Raw genomic sequence first — 17,286 nt, 5'->3', positions numbered from 1 at the left:
ACCTTGACCCGCGCGCATCGACGGCCGGGCGAGGAACCAAAAAGGGGAAAGAGACAGGATGACGCAGGGGGCAAGAAATCTGGCGGGCCGCATGTTTGGCTCTTGGGTGGACGACGTCAACAAGCTGACGCTGCGCGCCGACCTGTCGGCGGGCCTGCTGGGCGCGCTGCTGGTGTTGCCGCAAGGGGTGGCGTTCGCCACGCTGGCGGGGTTGCCCGCCGAGTACGGCCTGTACTCCGCGATCATCCCCTGTATCGTCGCGGCGCTGTTCGGGTCCAGCCGGCATGTCATGTCGGGTCCGACCAACGCGAATTCGCTGGCGCTGTTCGCCGTGCTGACGCCGCTGGCCGCCGCAGGCAGCCCGGGCTATATCCAGTTGGCGCTGGCGGTGACGGTGCTGGTCGGCATCATGCAGTGGCTGGTGGGCGTGCTGCGCCTGGGGTCGCTGGCGCACTTCATTTCACCATCGGCCTTGTTCGGTTTCACGAGCGGCGCGGCGCTGCTGATCGCAGTGCACGCCTTGAAGGACGCGCTGGGCGTGCCGTCGCCGGATTCGCATGGCGCGGGGGCCTTGCTGGTAAGCGTGGGCACGCATATCGGCGACGTGCATAAAGGGGCGTTGATGGTGACGCTGGTCACGTTGGGCGTGGCGTTGCTGGTGCGCCGGCTGGACAAGCGCAAGCCCTACATGCTGCTGGGATTGGTGGCGGGGGCGCTGGCGGCGGCCGCGTTCAACAAGTGGGCCGTGCCGCAGGGCGGAACGCCGGTGTCGGTCGTTGGCGCCATCGCGCAGCCATGGCCCCCGTTCCATGTGCCCAGCGTGGACTGGCGCACGCTGCCCGACCTGCTCAGCCTGGCGTTCGCGCTGACGATCGTGGCGCTGGCGCAATCGATTTCCATCGCCAAGGCAGTCGCGACGCGCTCGGGCCAGCGCATCGACGCCAACCGCGAATTCACGGGGCAGGGGCTGTCGAACATCGTGGGCGGGTTTTTCTCTTGCTACCTGTCCTGCGGGTCGCTGAACCGGTCCGTGCCCAATTTCGAGGCAGGAGCGAAGACGCCATTGGCCGCCGTCTTTTCCGCCGTGCTGCTGGTGGTGCTGGTGGCCTTGTCGGCACCGTTGCTGGCGATGATCCCCAATGCTGCGATCTCGGGCCTGCTGCTGCTGGTGGCGTGGACCTTGCTGGATGTTCCCCGCTGGCGCCAGTTGATCCGGCTGCAGCCGGGGGAATGCGCCATTGCGGGTGCGACGCTGGCCGCCACGGTCACGATCCGCATGGAAGTGGCGATTCTGCTGGGGACGGTGTTGTCGCTGATGGCGTATCTGCACCGCACCTCGCGGCCGGCGATGCGGTCGATGGGCTTCGATTCCCGAGGGCTGGACCGGCGCTTCGTCGTGCTGGAGCATCAGCAGGACGCGCTGCCGGAGTGCCCGCAACTGAAGTTGCTGCGCATGGAAGGCTCGATCTATTTCGGCGCGGCGGCGCATGTGGCCCAGCGGCTGCACGAGCTGCGGGCGGCACCGGACGCGCCACGCCACCTGCTGGTGATGGCCAAAAGCATGAACTTCATCGATCTGGCAGGCGCCCAGGTGTGGGAAGACGAACTGGCCGCGCGGCGCGCGATGGGCGGCGACCTGTATTTCCACCGGCCGCGGCCGGAAGTGCTGGACATGTGGCGGCGCACGGGATTCCTGGAGCGTCTGGGCATGGACCACATTTTCCCGGACAAGGCCACGGCGCTGCACACCATCTACGCGAAGCTGGACCCCGCCATCTGCGCGGGATGCACGGCCCGGATCTTCTGGGAATGCCAGCCGCAGAGCCCGCAAAGCGAACACTGACGCGGCAGCGGCCTGGGCCTCAGGGCGCTTCCGTGCCCAGGTAGGCCGCGCGGACCCGCGCATCCGCTGCGATGGCGGCGGGTTCGCCTTCCGCCATCAGGGCGCCGCGCACCAGGACGGCGATGCGGTCGGCATGCTTGAACACCACATCAAGGCTGTGCTCGGTGAACAGCACCGCGATGCGTTGCGTGTCGGCAAGCTGGCGCGTCAACCGCATCAGCGCGTGCCGTTCGTTGGTGGCCATGCCGGCCGTGGGTTCGTCCATCAGCAGCAGGCGCGGCTGGTGCGCCAGCGCCATTGCCAATTCCACCCGTTTGACGTCCCCGTAGGCCAGTGTGCCGCAGGCGGCGTCCCCCTTGTCCGCCATCTGTACTTGCGACAGCAACGCCATGGCTTCATCGACGGCGTGGCGGGCGGCGCGGCGCCACGGGTTGAACAGCAGCCGGTCGCGCGACAGCAGGGCGGTCTGCACGTTTTCGCGCACGGTCATCGAACGGAAGGTGGCGGCGGTCTGGAAGGTGCGGCCCACGCCCAACCGGCAGATCTTGCCGGCGGACAAGCCGACCAGTTCGCGGCCATCCAGCCGCACCGATCCGGCGTCGGGGCGCAGTTGGCCGCCCAGCACGTTGAAGCAGGTGGACTTGCCCGCGCCGTTCGGGCCGATCAGCGCCAGCATCTTGCCGGCTTCCAGCGTGAACGACACGCCGGCCAGCGCCTCGATGCCGCCGAACGATTTGCGCAGCGAATCGACCTGAAGCAGGGCGGGGGGCGGGGTCATGCGCGCCTCCACCGCAGTCGCGCCGCGGCGCCCGCAAGGCCTTCCGGAAACGCCAGGACCAGCGCCAGGATGGCCAGCCCCAGCACGGCGTGCCAGTACTCGGTGCTGCGCGCCGCCACGTCTTGCAGCCAGGTGTAGGCGGCGGCGCCCGCCAGCGGGCCGGCCAGCGTTTGCAGGCCGCCCAGCAACACCATGACCAGCCCGTCCACCGAGCGGCTGACGGCAAGCACGTCGGGCGCGATGCTGCCCTTGGAAAACGCGTAGAGCGATCCGGCCAGCCCCGCCGCGAAGGACGCGGCGACAAAGCCCGCCCATTGCACGCGGCGGGCCTCCATGCCCAGGGCTTCGGCCCGCATGGCGGAATCGCGCACGCCGCGCAACGCATAGCCCAGCGGCGAAAACGCCAGGCGGCGCAGCCAGGCGATGCCCGCCGAGCACAGAACCAGCGTTGCGTAGTAGAACCAGGGGCCTTGGGCCAGCCAGGCCGAGGGCCACAAGCCGATCAGGCCGTTGCTGCCGCCAGTCACGTCGTCCCATTGGTAGGCCAGCGCCCACAGGATCTGCGCGACGGCCAAGGTCAGCATCGCCAGGTACACGCCGGACAGGCGCACGCAGAACCAGCCGAACAGCAGCGCGCCGAAAGCGGCGGCGAAGGGGCCCAGCAGCAACGCGGCTTCCATCGGCACGGCGGCCAGTTTCAGGAGCAGCGCGGCGCCATAGGCGCCCAGGCCGAACCAGGCGGCATGGCCGAAAGAGGTCATGCCCGCCAGCCCGGTCAAAAAATGCAGGCTGGCCGCGAACAGCGCGGCGATCAGGATCTCGGTCATCAGGATGCCCAGATACGGCCATTGCAGCGTGGCCACGGGCACCAGCGCCAGCAGGACCAGCAGCAGGCCGTAGGCCAGGCGCAGCCGGGTGCCGGCGGGGGCGATGGGTCGCTCGGGCGGGCCTGCGTGCGCGGCGGGCGCGGGCGGTTTGCCCAACAAGCCCCACGGCCGCACCACCAGCACCACGGCCATCACGGCGAACTCGGCCAGCAGCGTCAACTTGGACAGGTTGAACATCCAGGGGCCGATCTGCACCTGGCCCAGGAAGACGAACACGGCTTTGACGGAGCAGATGAGCAGGGCGGCCAGGAAAGCGCCCGGAATCGAGCCCAGGCCGCCCACCACCACGACGACGAAGGCGCTGGCGATGATCTCCAGGTCCAGGCCCAGCGTGGCGGGCACGCGGGGGGCGGCCAAGGCGCCGCCCAGGCCGGCCAGAAACGCCCCCAGCGTGAAGGCGGAGGTGAACAGCCAGGCCTGGTTCACGCCCAGCGCGGCCAGCATGTTGCGGTTCTCAGCAGCCGCGCGCAGCAGCCGGCCCCAGCGCGTGCGCATCAGCAGCAGCCACAGCAGGCCCAGCACCACGGGGCCGGCAGCAATCAGCAGCAGGTCGTATTGCGGAAAACGGCGGCCCAGGATCTGCACTGCGCCGGACAGCCCGGGGGCGCGCGCGGCGAACAGGTCTTCGGGGCCCCAGACCGCCAGGGCGGCGTCGCCGATGATGAGCACGAGGGCGAACGTGGCCAGCAACTGGAACAGTTCAGGCGCCTGGTACAGGCGTTTGAGCACCAGCCATTCGGCGGCCGCGCCGATCAGGCCTGTGGCCAGCGCGGCCAGCAGCAGGCCGGCCCAATAACCGGCGCCATCGCCGAAGTACGTGGTGAAGGTCCATGCCAGGTAGATGCCCAGCATGTAGAACGACCCGTGCGCGAAGTTCACCACGCGGGTCACGCCGAAGATCAGCGACAGGCCCGCGGCAACCAGGAACAACGCGCTGGCGTCCGCCAGGCCATTAAGCAGCTGCGACAGCAGCCCCGACAGGCTCATCAGTGCGCCGGACGCATCTTGCGGACCTGTTCGTCGGGCGGTTGCAGGCGTGCGCCGTCGATGTAGGCGAAGTCCTTCATGATGCCCTTGCCGTCTTCCACGGCGGTCACGCCCACGTAGACGCCCATCGTCGACTGGTGGTCGATCTTGCGGTATTGGATCGGCCCGTAGGGGGTATCCACCTTCAGGCCGGCGAACGCGTCGACAAGCTTTTCGGTGTCGACCGCGCCGGCAGCCTTCAGGCCCTGGGCGATCGACATCAGCGAGGCGTAGCCCACCACCGAGCCCACTTTGGGCGTTTCGTTGTAGCGCTTCTTGTAGGCGTCGACAAAGGCGTTGTTGGCGGGCGTGTCGATGGCATACCAGGGGTATCCGGTGACGATCCAGCCCGTCGGCGTGTCGGCGCCCAGCGGTTCCAGGTATTCCGGTTCGCCCGACAGCACGGACACGACCGCGCGGTTTTCGAACAGGCCGCGCGTGTTGCCCTCGCGGACGAAGCGGGTCAGGTCGGCGGCGAAGAGCACGTTGAAGATGGCGTCCGGCTTGGCGTCGGCCAGGGCCTGCACCACGGCGCCGGCGTCCACCTTGCCAAGCGGCACGGCCTGTTCGGCCACGAATTCCACGTCGGACTGGAACGACTTCATCATGGCCTTGAACGTGGCTACGGCAGATTGCCCATACTCATAGTTGGGGTAGACGATGGCCCAGCGCTTCTTGCGCAAGGCCAGCGCCTTGGGCGCCAGCGCCGCGACATGCATCCAGGTGGAAGGGCGCAGCCGGTAGGTGTAGCGGTTGCCTTCCTGCCAGGTAATCTTGTCGGTCAGCGGCTCGGCGGCCAGGAAGAACACCTGCTGCTGCTTGGCGAAGTCGGTCAGGGCCAGTCCGGTGTTGGACAGGAAACCGCCGAACAGCAGCTCGACTTTTTCGCGCGCCAGCAGTTCCTGGGCGGCGCGCACCGAATCGCCGGGGTTGCCGTTGTCGTCGCGCGAGATGACTTCCAGCTTCCTGCCCAGCACGCCGCCTTCGGCGTTGACCTGTTCCAGCGCCAGTTGCCAGCCCTTCTTGTAGGGGCCCAGGAAGGCCGGGATGGCCTTGTAGCTGTTGATCTCGCCGATGCGGATCGGCGGCTCCTTGTCTTTGGCGACGGCAACGGCGACCGGAGTCAGCGCCAGGGCCAGGAGCGCGGGCGCGAATGCGCGGCGCAGCAGGGTAAGGCTGGGACGAAGCATGGCAGGGGGTATCGCAGGCAAGAGGAATCGGGCGTCGCCGCGCGGCACGGGGCGCTGCAGGTTGCGGCCAATTGAAACACGCGCCTTTGCTGTGCCGCAATAGACGCTTCCCCCCTCCCGCGGAGGTCCTGCGATGGCAGGCCAATAAAAAAAGCCCTGCAAGGCAGGGCTTTTTTTGGACTCACCAGAATACCGGCTGAATTACTTCAGCTTGGTTTCCTTGTAGTCAACGTGCTTGCGAGCGACCGGATCAAATTTCTTGATCAGCATCTTCTCGGGCATGTTGCGCTTGTTCTTGGTGGTCGTGTAGAAGTGACCCGTGCCGGCAGTCGACTCGAGCTTGATCTTTTCGCGGATACCTTTGGCCATGTCGTGCTCCTAGTATGGTGATTGTAGGGGGCGCCGATTAGGCGATTTCGCCGCGGGCACGCATGTCGGCCAGGACGACGTCGATGCCGTTCTTGTCGATCGTGCGGATGGCCTTGGCCGAAACACGCAGACGGACCCAGCGGTTTTCGCTTTCAACCCAGAACCGGCGCGATTGCAGGTTCGGCAGGAAGCGACGCTTGGTCTTGTTGTTTGCGTGCGAAACATTGTTGCCCACCATCGGGCCTTTGCCGGTCACTTGGCATACGCGTGCCATGGATGCACCTCTTTATGTCGTTCTTTTCGCGCATCGCTTGGGGGGTAGACAGGGTTTTAGCCGCCGGGCTGTGTGGGAAGCGCAATGTGTTGCCTTTGCGCTGCCTTTGCCGGCCACCCAGTCTTAGTGGATGAGGGGGATCGGGATCCGCCCGTGCTTATACCCGCTGCCTGCCACCCGCTGAAATCCTTGCTTGGAATTCTTGTCGAATTCCTGGACCGGATTTCTCAACGCTACGCGGTTGGGGTCAGAGTGCTGCACTACAAAGCATAGTAGTCCAACACGGGAAACTTCATGTGAAGACTTAGATTCTAATACGAAAAAGCCAAGTAAATCAAGCGGCCGTGCTTATGCCGTGTGCGTCTGCGCCACACGGCCCGATATCCAGGACAGGCAGGCGCAGGTGGCCAGCGTGGTGGTCAGGGGCAGGGCGCTGTCTGTCTGCCAGGCGCTGACGGCGAAACCGGCCAGCGCGCCGCAGGACAATTGCAGCGTCCCCAATAAGGCGGATGCCGCGCCCAGGCGCTTGCCCTGGTCCGACAGCGCCAACGCTGCCGAGTTCGGGTTCACGAAGCCCTGGCTGCCCATGTAGCCGATCAGGCACAGCATCAAGAGGGGCAGCGTCATCCAGCCGGCCAGCGTCAGTGCCACGGCGGCCAGGCTGGCGATGGCCAGAGAGGTCAGGGCCTTGCGTTGCAGTTGGCGGGGCTTGTACGTGCGCAGCAGGCGGGCGCTGATCTGCGAGCAGATGATGAGCGACAGCGCGTTGGTGCCGAACAGCAGGCCGTAGTACTGGGGCGGCACACCATAGAGTTCGATGAAGACGCGCGGCGATCCGATGATGTAGGCGAACATGCCGGCCTGGCCGAAGCCGCCAGCCAGACTGTGCGCCATGAAGCCGCGATGCGCGAAAAGGTCGCGGTAGTTGCGCAGGATAGTGCTCCAGCGCAGCGGTACGACGCGTTCGGGCGCCAGCGATTCCTTCATGATCTTCGCCACCGCCACCATCAGCATGGCACCGCCCAGCAGCATGATCCAGAACAGGCTGCGCCACGAGGTAACAGCCAGCAATTGGCCGCCTGCAAGCGGCGCCAGAATCGGGGCCAGACCCATGATGAGCATCAGCAGCGACATCGCGCGTGCCGCCTCGTGGGTTTCATAATGGTCGCGGATGACCGCGCGAGGAATCACGATGCCGGCCGCGCCGCCCATCGCCTGCACGACGCGCCAGCCGGTCAGGGCCTCGACCGAGCCCGACAGGGCGCAGCCCAGCGACGCCACCATGAACAGCGCCAGGCCCACCATCAGCGGCGGCTTGCGGCCGAAGCGGTCGGCCATCGGCCCGTAGAACACCTGCGCCAGCGCCAGCCCGATCAGATAGGCCGCAAGCGTGCGTTCGACGTCACCGCGCGGCACGCCCAGGTTCGCCGCAATGGTCGGGAACGCGGGCAAGTACATGTCGATAGCGAACGGACCGATCGCCGTCAGCGCGCCCATGAGGATGAGCCAACCGGGCAGGCTGCTGCGGGAAAGGGGTGTTGGGGGCATGGTGGTCGCGGTAAAACGCAGAGACAGGGCGCGCATGCGTGTTGTTGCAGGTTTTGCGCCAAGCCAGCGACTTTATCACGGGTAACCTGACACGCAAATTTCAGCCATTTTCCGATACAGTCGTGAGCGTCCGTAAAGTATCCAGAGGAGAAGTCGTGAATCCTTTGTTATCTGTTGTGGAACGCAAGCTTGAGGCCTTGCCCGTCCCTGTCCAGCTGGTGCTGCCCGACGGTGCCGTACTGGGGCCGCGCGATCCGCGCGTGCGGTTTGTGACGCACGACAAGACCGCACTGGCCCACCTGGCCGAAGGCGCCGTGGGCGTGCTGGGGCAGGACTATGTGGAAGGCCGCATCGATATCGAAGGCAACATGCGCGATGTGATGGCCGCGGCCTCGGCGCTGCTGCCGGGTTCGCCGGTGGACGCGGCGCGTGGCGGCTGGTTGACGGAACTGGTCCGCAAGGTGGTGTCGGTGTGGCGCCACTCGATCGAGCGCGACGCCAAGCAGATCGAATTCCATTACGACCTGTCCGACGATTTCTACGCGCTGTGGCTGGATCCGCGCCGCGTTTATTCCTGCGCCTATTACCGCACGCCGGACCTGACGCTGGCCCAGGCGCAGGAAGCCAAGCTTGACCACATCTGCCGCAAGCTGCGATTGCAGGCCGGCGAACGCTTTCTGGACGTGGGGGCGGGCTGGGGCGGATTGCTGCTGTGGGCCGCCGAGAACTACGGCGTGGACGCCACGGGCATCACGCTGTCGCGCAACCAGCACGCGCATGTGACGAAACTGATCCAGGAAAAGGGCCTGAGCGGCCGGGTCCGCATGGAATTGCTGGACTACCGCAAGCTGGAAGAATCCGCGCAGTACGACAAGATCGCGTCGGTGGGCATGTTCGAGCACGTGGGCCGGGCGCAACTGGAAGGCTATTTCGCCAAGCTGCGCCGCCTGCTCAAGCCGGGAGGCCTGATCATGAACCATGGCATCACCGCGGCAGGGGTCTACAACCCCGAGCTGGGCAACGGCATGGGCGAATTCATCGAAAAGTACATCTTCCCCGGGGGCGAACTCACCCATATCAGCGTCGTCATGGAAGCCATGACCAATGGCGGACTGGAAGAAGTGGACGTCGAGAACCTGCGGCCCCATTACGCGCGCACCCTGTGGGCATGGAGCGACGCGCTGGAAGCCCGCTTGCCCGAGGCGGTGCAGGTGCTGGGCGGCGAGCAGGGCGCACGCTCATTGCGGGCGTACCGCCTGTACCTGGCCGGTTGCGCCATGGCGTTCGAGCACGGCTGGATCGCCCTGCATCAGATCCTGGGCCAACCGCCCGCCACTGGCCGGCCGGACGAGCTGGACAACCCGTCGGACCTTTCATACCCGTGGCGGCGAGACTATATGTATAGCGAGGGCCGTGGCAGCTGAATTTCAGTTGAATCCATGCCCTTTTGGCGCCGGAAAACCGGCTTTCCGGCGCCTTTGAAACCGCTAGACTGTACTAATAAGAATAATATATTTACTAAATGTGTCACTGCACGGAAGGCGATATTCCCCAGGGAAAATTAATAATCCACCTCTGGTCGATCGGGGTTATCCCGTAGCTTTTTTGGCCCTTATGTATCTGTTTCATTCAGCCTCGGGGTTGGGCGCCGCAGCAATTTCGTTTAAGATGCTGCCTTCTTCGTTCAGTTTGTTCACTTTCTGTGGGTTTTCAAAAACACCGTTTTTGAAGCTCCTGTCTTAGCAAGATTCCGCACCCTTTGCGGATCCTCTTGTCGCTAGTGTCGGTTTGTATTGGCGGTTCTGCCCGTCTTCCGCACAACCCCCTTAGCTCCATGGCACTTCCGGGCCAGACCCGGCGTGTGTCCCTGAACCTATGGAGGCAAAAGCCAAATGCGTTTTACCCCTGTCAAGACCCTGGCCGCCACGGCCGTCCTGTTTGCGTTTGCCGGTGCGGCCCAAGCCGCCGACGCGCCGCAATGTGAAATCAAGCGCCCGGTCAATTTCGGCGCCATGAACTGGGAATCCAACCTGGTTCTGGTGGATGTCGAACGTTTCATCATGGAAAAGGGCTACGGTTGCAAGACCGAAACCCTGCCGACGGAAACCCTGCCCGCCCTGGCTGCGCTTGAGCGCGGCGACCTGGATATCAACACCGAGATCTGGCTGAACAGCGTGGCCGATCCCTGGGAGCGCGCCGAAAAGACCGGCCGCGTCAAGCGCATCGGCGACCTCTACATGGGCGCCGAAGGCTGGTACATCCCCCGCTACACCGCGGAACGCCTGCCCGAATTGAAGGCCGCGGCCGACCTGCCGAAATTCAAGGACAAGTTCAAAGACCCCGAAGAGCCCGGCAAGGGCCGCTTCTACGGCTGCCCGGCGGGTTGGGGCTGCGAAGTCACCAGCAACAACCTGTTCCATGCCTTGAAGCTGGACGACAGCTACACGCTGTACTCGCCCGGCACGGGCGCGGCCCAGAAAGCGGCGCTGATGTCGGCCTACAAGCGCAAGCAGAACGTCGTGTTCTACTACTGGTCGCCCACGCCCCTCGTCGGCGCGATGGACCTGGTCAAGCTGGACATGCCGCCCTATGACGCCGAAAAGCACAAGTGCCTGACGTCGTCCAAGTGCGCCAAGCCCGAGGCCAGCGCCTACCCCGACAATCCCGTCTTCACCGCGGTGAACACCAAGTTCTCCGAAGAAGCGCCCACGCTGACCGCCTTCCTGGCCAAGGTGTCGGTGCCGCTGCCGGTGATCAATGAAACCTTGGCCCACATGGAAGAGTCTGGCGACGATTCCAGCACCGTGGCCAAGTGGTTCCTGAAGAACAAGCCCGACGTCTGGACCAAGTGGGTCCCCGCCGACGTCGCCGGGCGCGTCCAAAGCGCGCTGTAATACATCGTGGTGCAGGCCTCGCGCCGCTTCGGCGCGTGCCGGCCCGGCTTGCCGGAAGTCTTCCGGCCTGTCGGGCCGCCTCAAGGGAAAAAGCCCCGTGGCGGGCAAGTTGCCCTGGGCTTTTTCCCCTGGGATGGCTGTTTGCCGGACGCACGCGTCCGGATGCAAGCCGCTGGCGGTCTCAACGCCACCGTAAGCGCCCCAGAATGGAGTCGAAACAATGTTTCCTGAAATTATTCCCGCCCGTCAGGTAAGGGCGGCGATCGACGGGTTTGTCGATCACCTCGTCACCAATTACGCGGACACGCTCGAGACCCTGTCTCAGCCCGTCCTGCACGCCTTGGTGTGGTTGGAGCAAGTGCTGCGCAATTCGCCCTGGTGGGCGGTGGTTGCCGTGACCGTGGCCATCGCGTGGGGCGTGAGCCGCCGCATCGGCCTGAGCCTGGCGATGGGCGCGCTGCTGTGCGTGATCGGCGTGTTGGGCCTGTGGGACGCCGGCATGCAGACGCTGGCGCTGATGATCATGGCCGCCGGCCTGTCGGTGGTGATCGGCATCCCGCTGGGCGTGCTGATGGCGCGGGTGAACTGGCTGCGCTCCATCATGCTGCCGGTGCTGGACGTGATGCAGACCATGCCCAGCTTCGTGTACCTGATTCCGGTCGTGATGCTGTTCGGCCTGGGCAAGATTCCCGCCATCATCGCCACGGTGATTTACGCCGTGCCGCCGCTGATCCGCCTGACCGATCTGGGCATCCGCCTGGTCGACCGCGAAGTGCTGGAAGCGTCGCGCGCCTTCGGTGCCAATCCGCGCCAGCAACTGTTCGGCGTGCAACTGCCGCTGGCATTGCCCAACATCATGGCGGGCATCAACCAGACCACGATGATGGCCCTGTCGATGGTGGTGATCGCGTCGATGATCGGCGCGCGCGGCCTGGGCTATGAAGTGCTGCTGGGGATCAACCGCCTGGAAGTGGGCCGCGGCCTGCTGGCGGGCTTGGGTATCGTGGTGCTGGCCGTGCTGTTCGACCGGATCACGCAATCGTATGGACAGCGCATGCGCATGGGAGGCCAGCGATGAGCAAGATCGAGGTCAAGAACATCTACAAGGTCTTCGGTTCGCATCCGAAGAAATGGCTGCAAGCCGCCCAGAACGGCATGAGCAAGGAACAACTGCTGGCCGAAAGTGGCCACACGCTGGGCCTGCGCGACATCAGCCTGTCGATCGAGGAAGGCAGCATCTACGTCATCATGGGCTTGTCGGGTTCCGGCAAGTCGACGTTGATCCGCCACTTCAACCGGCTGATCGAGCCCAGCGCGGGCCACATCCTGGTGGACGGCGTGGACGTGGTCAGCCTGAACAAGCGCGACCTGGAAGTCTTCCGCCAGAAGAAGATGAGCATGGTGTTCCAGCGCTTCGGCCTGTTCCCGCACCGCACGGTGCTGGACAACGCCGCGTACGGCCTGACCGTGCAGGGCGTGGGCAAGGCGGAACGCGAGAAGCGTGCCCGCGACTGGCTGGAGCAAGTGGGCCTGGCCGGCTTTGAAAACCAGTATCCGCATCAACTGTCCGGCGGCATGCAGCAACGCGTGGGCCTGGCGCGCGCGCTGGCCACCGACGCCGAAATCCTGCTGATGGACGAAGCGTTCTCGGCGCTGGATCCGTTGATCCGCCGCGAGATGCAGGACCAGCTGCTGCAGCTGCAGGCCAAGCTGAACAAGACCATCGTGTTCATCACGCATGATCTGGACGAGGCCCTGCGCCTGGGCAATCGGATCGCCATCCTGAAAGACGGCGAACTGGTGCAGGAAGGCACGCCGGAGGACATTCTGCTGAATCCGGCCAACGACTATGTGCAGTCGTTCCTGCAGGACGTGAACCGCACCAAGGTGCTGAACGCGACGCACGCTGTGAATCCGGCGCGCCTGACGCTGACGATGCGTTCGCGTCCCGCGCATGCCCTGGACCGCATGCGGGCGATGGACTACCAGTACGCGCCCGTGCTGGACGGCAAGCGCCTGGCTGGCGTGCTGACGGCCAAGGCGGCCGAGCAGGCCATCGAGCAAGGCGCGCGCGACGTGTCGCGCTTTGTCGAAGACCTGGCGTCGGTGCCCGCCACGGCAGGACTGGGCGAAGTGCTGGCGCAACTGGTGCACAGCGATCAGCCGGTCGCCGTCACGGGCGAGGACGACGAGTTCCTGGGCATGCTGTCGCGCAAGAAGGTCGTGGAGCTGGTGACCCCGGCGCTGACCGAAGCCGCGGCGTCCCCCGAAAGCGCCGCCAGCGAACTGGAAGCCCAGCCCGCGCCCGAACACCGGGGCGAAGCGGCCTGACCCTGCCGGCGCCCCCTGGGGCGTTCGGCACCCGGACTTTGCCCGCCTGCAATCGCTTGCACGCGGGCAAAGTCGCTATATGATGGCTGGCCGGTCATTTCGGCCGGATTCCCGCTATTCGAAAAATCGGAAGCCGTCATGCCAATTTTGAATGTCCAGATCCTGCAAGGCCACTCGGCCGCCCAGAAGGCCGCGCTGCTGAAGGCCGTGTCCAGCGCGGTGGTGGAAAGTATCGCCGCGCCGCTGCCCAGCGTGCGCATCGTGCTGCAGGAAGTACCCGCTGAAAACGTGATCGTGGCGGGCGAAATCGGCAAGCGTATGGTGCGCGTGGACGCGGCGCTGATCGAAGGCCGGGACGAAGCCAAGAAGGCCGCGCTGATCGCCGCGGTGAACCAGGCGGTATGCACCAGTATCGATATTTCGGGCGAAGACGTGCGCGTGCTGATCCGCGACGTGCCCAAGGTCGACATGGGCGTGGCCAACGGCATCAGCGCCAAGGCGGCCGGCCGCTGAGCCGGGGCAGCGGGGCCAAGGCCCCGCCCGCCATCGGCTTGCTCTATTCCGTCTTCAGGCCCAGCTCGGCCACGAACCGTTTTTCCTCCGCGACCTGACGGACCGCATAGTCGGTGTAGGCGTTGCTGTCCATCAGCATGTGCGGCTGGTCCGCATTCTCTAGCGCACGGTTGTAGTCGGGATCGCGCGCGGCGCGGTGGAACGCCTGTTGCAGCACGGCCACCACCTTGGGATCCATGCCCTTGGGGCCGGCGATGCCGACGGGATTGGACGCGACGATGGGATAGCCCAGCTCGGTCAGCGTGGGCACGTCGGGCACGCGCTTGGCGCGCGCATCGCCCATGACGGCCAGCAGGCGCGCCTTGCCGGTATCGATCATCGGCCCCCAGCCCGCGTCCGACACCATCTGGATATGGCCGCCCAGCAGCGCGGTGGTCTCTTCGGCGGCGCCCTTGTACGGGATGAAGTTGAACTTCACTTCCGTCAGCCGCGACAGGCGCTCGATGGCGATGCGGCCGGAGCCGCCCGTGCCGGTGCCGCCGTAGCTGATCTTCTCGGGATTCGCGCGCGCATGCGCGATCAACTCATCCAGCGTTTTCCAGGGCGCGTCCTGGCGCACGACGATGCCGTAGGAGTAGGCCGTCATGCAGGCCACATAGGTGAAATCCGTGAGCGGGTCGTAGTTCACCGCCTGCAGGAACGGATAGCGGAACAGCGTGCCCACCACCACCGACACGGTGTAGCCGTCGGGGGCGGCGGTCTGGGCCATGGCGGCCGGCCCCAAGGTGCCGCCCGCGCCGGGACGGTTGGCGATGATCACGGTCTGGCCCAGCTCGCGCGAGGCGGCCACCGCCAGCGCGCGCATCTGCGTATCCGTCGCGCCGCCGGCGGGAAAGGGGACGATCAGCGTGACCGGCCGCGCGGGAAAGGTGGCCGCGCGCGCGGTGCGGCCAAGCGCCAGGGCGGCGGGCAGGGCCAGCCCCAGCTGGAGCAGGCGGCGGCGGGTGGGCAAGGCAGTGCTGCGATGAGGATCGATCATGATTGTCTCCGTCCTGGTTTTCATGGGCGCGGCGTGGACGCCGCACCTGACGCATCGGCCGTATGTGCCTACCGCGCGATGCCGCGTCCGGTCAGGCTGGCGATGCCGGCATCGTCGTAACCGGCCTCGCGCAGGATCTGATCGGTGTGTTCGCCAGGCAGCGGCGCCTGGCGGTGAATGGCGAACGTGAACCCCGACATCTTCACGGGGCTGGCGATATGCGCCGCGGGCCCATAGGCCGGATGCACGGCGTGGTGCACCATGCCGCGCGCGGTGAAGTGCGGATGCGCCAGGCTTTCCGCCAGTTTCAGCACGGGCGACACGCAGCAGTCGGTGCCGTCCAGCAAGGCCAGCCAATGCGCCAGCGGCCGAGCACCGAACAGGCGCTGCAGTTCGTCTTTGACGTAGGCCTGCTGCGCCGGCCCGCCTTCGCGATGCAGGGGCAGAAGGTCGGGGCGTTCCAGCCGCCGGCACAAGGCGTCCCAGAATTTCGATTCCAGCGCGGCCACCGCCAGATAGCGCCCGTCCTGCGTGCGGTACGGGTGATAGCAGGCCAGCGCGCCGGAGAGGCTGTCGGCGCCCGCCGGACGCGTGTCGCCCACAGCGTTGAGCGTGGCCAGTGGCACGACGGCCCCGGCCAGCAGGCCGTCGGCGATGGCGACGTCCACATAGCGTCCGCGGCCGGTGCGCTGCGCATCGACCAGCGCCGCCAGGATTCCCATCACCGCGGTCAAGGAACCGCCCAGGACGTCGGCCACGGGCAGGTTGGACAGCGCGGGCTGGTCGGGGCCGCATCCCATCTGATCCGCTACGCCGGCGTAGGCCGAGTAGTTCAGGTCGTGGCCGGCGGCGTCGCGCTGCGGGCCGTCCTGGCCGTAGCCGGTGATGCTGCAATACACCAATCGGGGATTGTGCCGGGACAGGGTCGGATAGTCGGCCTTCAGCCGCGCGGCCACGCCGGGCCGGAAGCTCTCGATCACCGCATCGGCGTCGCGCGCCAGCGCGGCCAGCGCCGCCTGGCCGTCGGGATGCTTCAAGTCCAGGCGCAGCCCGCGCTTGTTGCGGTTGCACACGGCGCGCAGCGCGGGCGGCGCGTAGTCGCCCGCCTGCGTGTCTTCGATCTTGATGACGTCCGCGCCCAGGTCGGCCAGGTACTGCGCGCCCAGCGGGCCGGGCAGCAAGCGCGACAGGTCCAGGATCCTGATGCCCGCAAGCGGGGCGGTGTTCGGCGTATCCAAAGAGGGACTCCGGTAAATACGAAGAGGCGGCCGGCCTGAGGGGAAAACCAGTCTAGGCGCGGCTTTGCGGCCAACCAATGGCGAAATCGCTGATTCCGCTTGGCGGGAATGCTCACGTCGGGCATTCCGCGCGGCAGGGCCTTTGGCTACCATCGGCGATGTCGGTGTCCGCTCAGCCGTTGGAATACGCCATGACCCATCACACCATCGCCGTGGGGCACATCGCCCAGATCCTGCAAGGCGCGCGCAGCCGGGGCGTGGACGTGGATCGCGTCCTGGTGCGCGCCGACGTGTCGCCCGCGTTGCTGCAGGCGCCGATGGCGCGCGTGTCGCAGGCGCAGTTCGCGCAGATCTTGCGGATGCTGCGGCGCGCCACGCGCGACGACTTTCTGGCGCTGGGGCAGCATCCCGTGCCCATGGGCGCGTTCGCCCACGCCTGCCGGCTGGCCTTGCAAGAGGCGACGGTGGGGCAAGCGTTGCGCGCGGCGTTCCGCTATTACCACGGCGTGCTGCGCGACTTCACCGCGCGGCTGTGCGTCGACGGCGAATCCGCGCACATCGTGCTGGACTCGCGAGGCGAACGCCGGGGCACGCAATGGTATGGCGAACGCACGTTCCTGTTCTTCACGCTGGGCGTGGCCAATTGGTTGGCAGCGCGGCGGATCCCCGTGTCAGGCGTGGATTACCACGAAGGCGCGCGCAGCGCCGACGCGCACAAGGTGTTTCACGCGCCGGTGCGCTATGGGCAACCGGTGTCGGGCTTGCGGCTGGAATCGCGCTGGCTGGCGCTCCCGGTGGTTCAGGACGCGCAGGCGTTGAAGGCGTTCCTGGCGAACGCCCCGTTCGATCTGCTGGTGAAGTATCAGGACCGGGCCACCCTGACGGACCGCATCCGCCGGCTGCTGCGCAACGACTTGTCCGCCGACCTGCCGTCGCTGGCGCAGGTCAGCGCGCAGTTGTCGATGACGCCGCAAACCCTCAGGCGCCATCTGCGCGACGAGGGCCAGGGGTTCCAGGTGCTGAAAGACGACCTGCGCCGGGACGCGGCGGTGGAATACCTGGGCCGGCACGACTTGTCCCTGATGGATATCGCGGAACGGTTGGGCTTTTCCGAATCCAGCACCTTTCACCGGGCGTTCAAGAAATGGACCGGCGTATCGCCTGGCGAGTACCGCCGCAACCGTCTGGTGTGCGGCCCGGCCTGCATGCCGCCTGACGCCGCTGACACTTTCCGCCAATCCGTTTGACGCCTGCGGCCATTGCCGCCTGCGGCGCCTGGCGGGAAGCTATGGGCACGGCAACGGTCGGGCGCAAGGCACCCGGCTGGACAGGACAGCGGGCCACAGAGCCCGCGTG

At 66.2% G+C, this 17,286-nt stretch carries 15 protein-coding genes; 7 read left to right on the top strand and 8 right to left on the bottom strand.

What is annotated here, in order from left to right; translation table 11 throughout:
* Window positions 1-58: 58 nt before the first annotated feature.
* Entirely contained in the window at window positions 59-1,843 is a 1,785-nt protein-coding gene (locus A9973_RS02860) for a SulP family inorganic anion transporter (RefSeq protein ID WP_370539431.1), read from the top strand.
* Between the two features lie 19 nt (window positions 1,844-1,862).
* Here A9973_RS02860 and A9973_RS02855 read toward each other — a convergent pair whose 3' ends face one another.
* The 6 genes from A9973_RS02855 to A9973_RS02830 form a co-directional block, all read right to left on the bottom strand.
* On the bottom strand, window positions 1,863-2,621 hold the full coding sequence (locus A9973_RS02855; RefSeq protein ID WP_183012243.1) for an ABC transporter ATP-binding protein: 759 nt from the start codon (window positions 2,619-2,621) through the stop codon (window positions 1,863-1,865).
* Complete coding sequence (locus A9973_RS02850; protein WP_183012242.1) at window positions 2,618-4,495, bottom strand: ABC transporter permease; 1,878 nt, start codon at window positions 4,493-4,495, stop codon at window positions 2,618-2,620. Before A9973_RS02850 ends, A9973_RS02855 begins: the two co-directional genes overlap by 4 nt.
* A complete protein-coding gene (locus A9973_RS02845; protein WP_183012241.1) occupies window positions 4,495-5,724 on the bottom strand; it encodes an ABC transporter substrate-binding protein in 1,230 nt (409 codons plus the stop codon). Before A9973_RS02845 ends, A9973_RS02850 begins: the two co-directional genes overlap by 1 nt.
* Window positions 5,725-5,925: 201 nt before the next feature.
* Window positions 5,926-6,093 carry a 50S ribosomal protein L33 gene (gene rpmG, locus A9973_RS02840; protein ID WP_003810296.1) on the bottom strand — a complete coding sequence of 56 codons (168 nt, stop codon included), beginning with the start codon at window positions 6,091-6,093 and terminating at the stop codon, window positions 5,926-5,928.
* A gap of 37 nt (window positions 6,094-6,130) precedes the next feature.
* Entirely contained in the window at window positions 6,131-6,367 is a 237-nt protein-coding gene (gene rpmB, locus A9973_RS02835; protein WP_183012240.1) for a 50S ribosomal protein L28, read from the bottom strand.
* A gap of 348 nt (window positions 6,368-6,715) precedes the next feature.
* The gene (locus A9973_RS02830) at window positions 6,716-7,864 is read right to left on the bottom strand and encodes a Bcr/CflA family multidrug efflux MFS transporter (protein WP_183012296.1); all 1,149 of its coding nucleotides are present in this window, start codon (window positions 7,862-7,864) and stop codon (window positions 6,716-6,718) included.
* A gap of 206 nt (window positions 7,865-8,070) precedes the next feature.
* Between A9973_RS02830 and A9973_RS02825 the strand changes: the two genes are divergently transcribed.
* From A9973_RS02825 to A9973_RS02805, 5 genes are all read left to right on the top strand, one after another.
* Window positions 8,071-9,339, top strand: a complete 1,269-nt coding sequence (locus A9973_RS02825; protein ID WP_183012239.1) for a class I SAM-dependent methyltransferase — start codon at window positions 8,071-8,073, stop codon at window positions 9,337-9,339.
* A 468-nt stretch (window positions 9,340-9,807) separates the two neighbouring features.
* Window positions 9,808-10,809 (top strand): ABC transporter substrate-binding protein, encoded by a 1,002-nt coding sequence (locus A9973_RS02820; RefSeq protein WP_183012238.1) that lies wholly within the window; start codon window positions 9,808-9,810, stop codon window positions 10,807-10,809.
* A 220-nt stretch (window positions 10,810-11,029) separates the two neighbouring features.
* On the top strand, window positions 11,030-11,887 hold the full coding sequence (locus A9973_RS02815; protein WP_183012237.1) for a proline/glycine betaine ABC transporter permease: 858 nt from the start codon (window positions 11,030-11,032) through the stop codon (window positions 11,885-11,887).
* Complete coding sequence (locus tag A9973_RS02810) at window positions 11,884-13,140, top strand: glycine betaine/L-proline ABC transporter ATP-binding protein (protein ID WP_183012236.1); 1,257 nt, start codon at window positions 11,884-11,886, stop codon at window positions 13,138-13,140. Before A9973_RS02815 ends, A9973_RS02810 begins: the two co-directional genes overlap by 4 nt.
* Before the next feature lie 138 nt (window positions 13,141-13,278).
* A complete protein-coding gene (locus A9973_RS02805; protein WP_183012235.1) occupies window positions 13,279-13,653 on the top strand; it encodes a tautomerase family protein in 375 nt (124 codons plus the stop codon).
* Between the two features lie 43 nt (window positions 13,654-13,696).
* On the opposite strand, the gene A9973_RS02800 is transcribed toward A9973_RS02805, so the two are convergent.
* Together A9973_RS02800 and A9973_RS02795 are read right to left on the bottom strand one after the other, a co-directional pair.
* Entirely contained in the window at window positions 13,697-14,692 is a 996-nt protein-coding gene (locus tag A9973_RS02800; protein ID WP_183012234.1) for a tripartite tricarboxylate transporter substrate binding protein, read from the bottom strand.
* 68 nt (window positions 14,693-14,760) lie between these two features.
* Window positions 14,761-15,930: a CaiB/BaiF CoA-transferase family protein gene (locus tag A9973_RS02795; RefSeq protein ID WP_183012233.1), complete on the bottom strand. Its 1,170-nt coding sequence runs from the start codon at window positions 15,928-15,930 to the stop codon at window positions 14,761-14,763.
* A 191-nt stretch (window positions 15,931-16,121) separates the two neighbouring features.
* Between A9973_RS02795 and A9973_RS02790 the strand changes: the two genes are divergently transcribed.
* Window positions 16,122-17,177 (top strand): AraC family transcriptional regulator, encoded by a 1,056-nt coding sequence (locus A9973_RS02790; protein WP_183012232.1) that lies wholly within the window; start codon window positions 16,122-16,124, stop codon window positions 17,175-17,177.
* Window positions 17,178-17,286 lie beyond the last annotated feature (109 nt).

Origin of the sequence: Achromobacter sp. UMC46 (assembly GCF_014170335.1) — a bacterium.
Lineage (GTDB): Bacteria > Pseudomonadota > Gammaproteobacteria > Burkholderiales > Burkholderiaceae_B > Achromobacter.
This window is presented reverse-complemented; position numbering and strand designations above follow the sequence as displayed.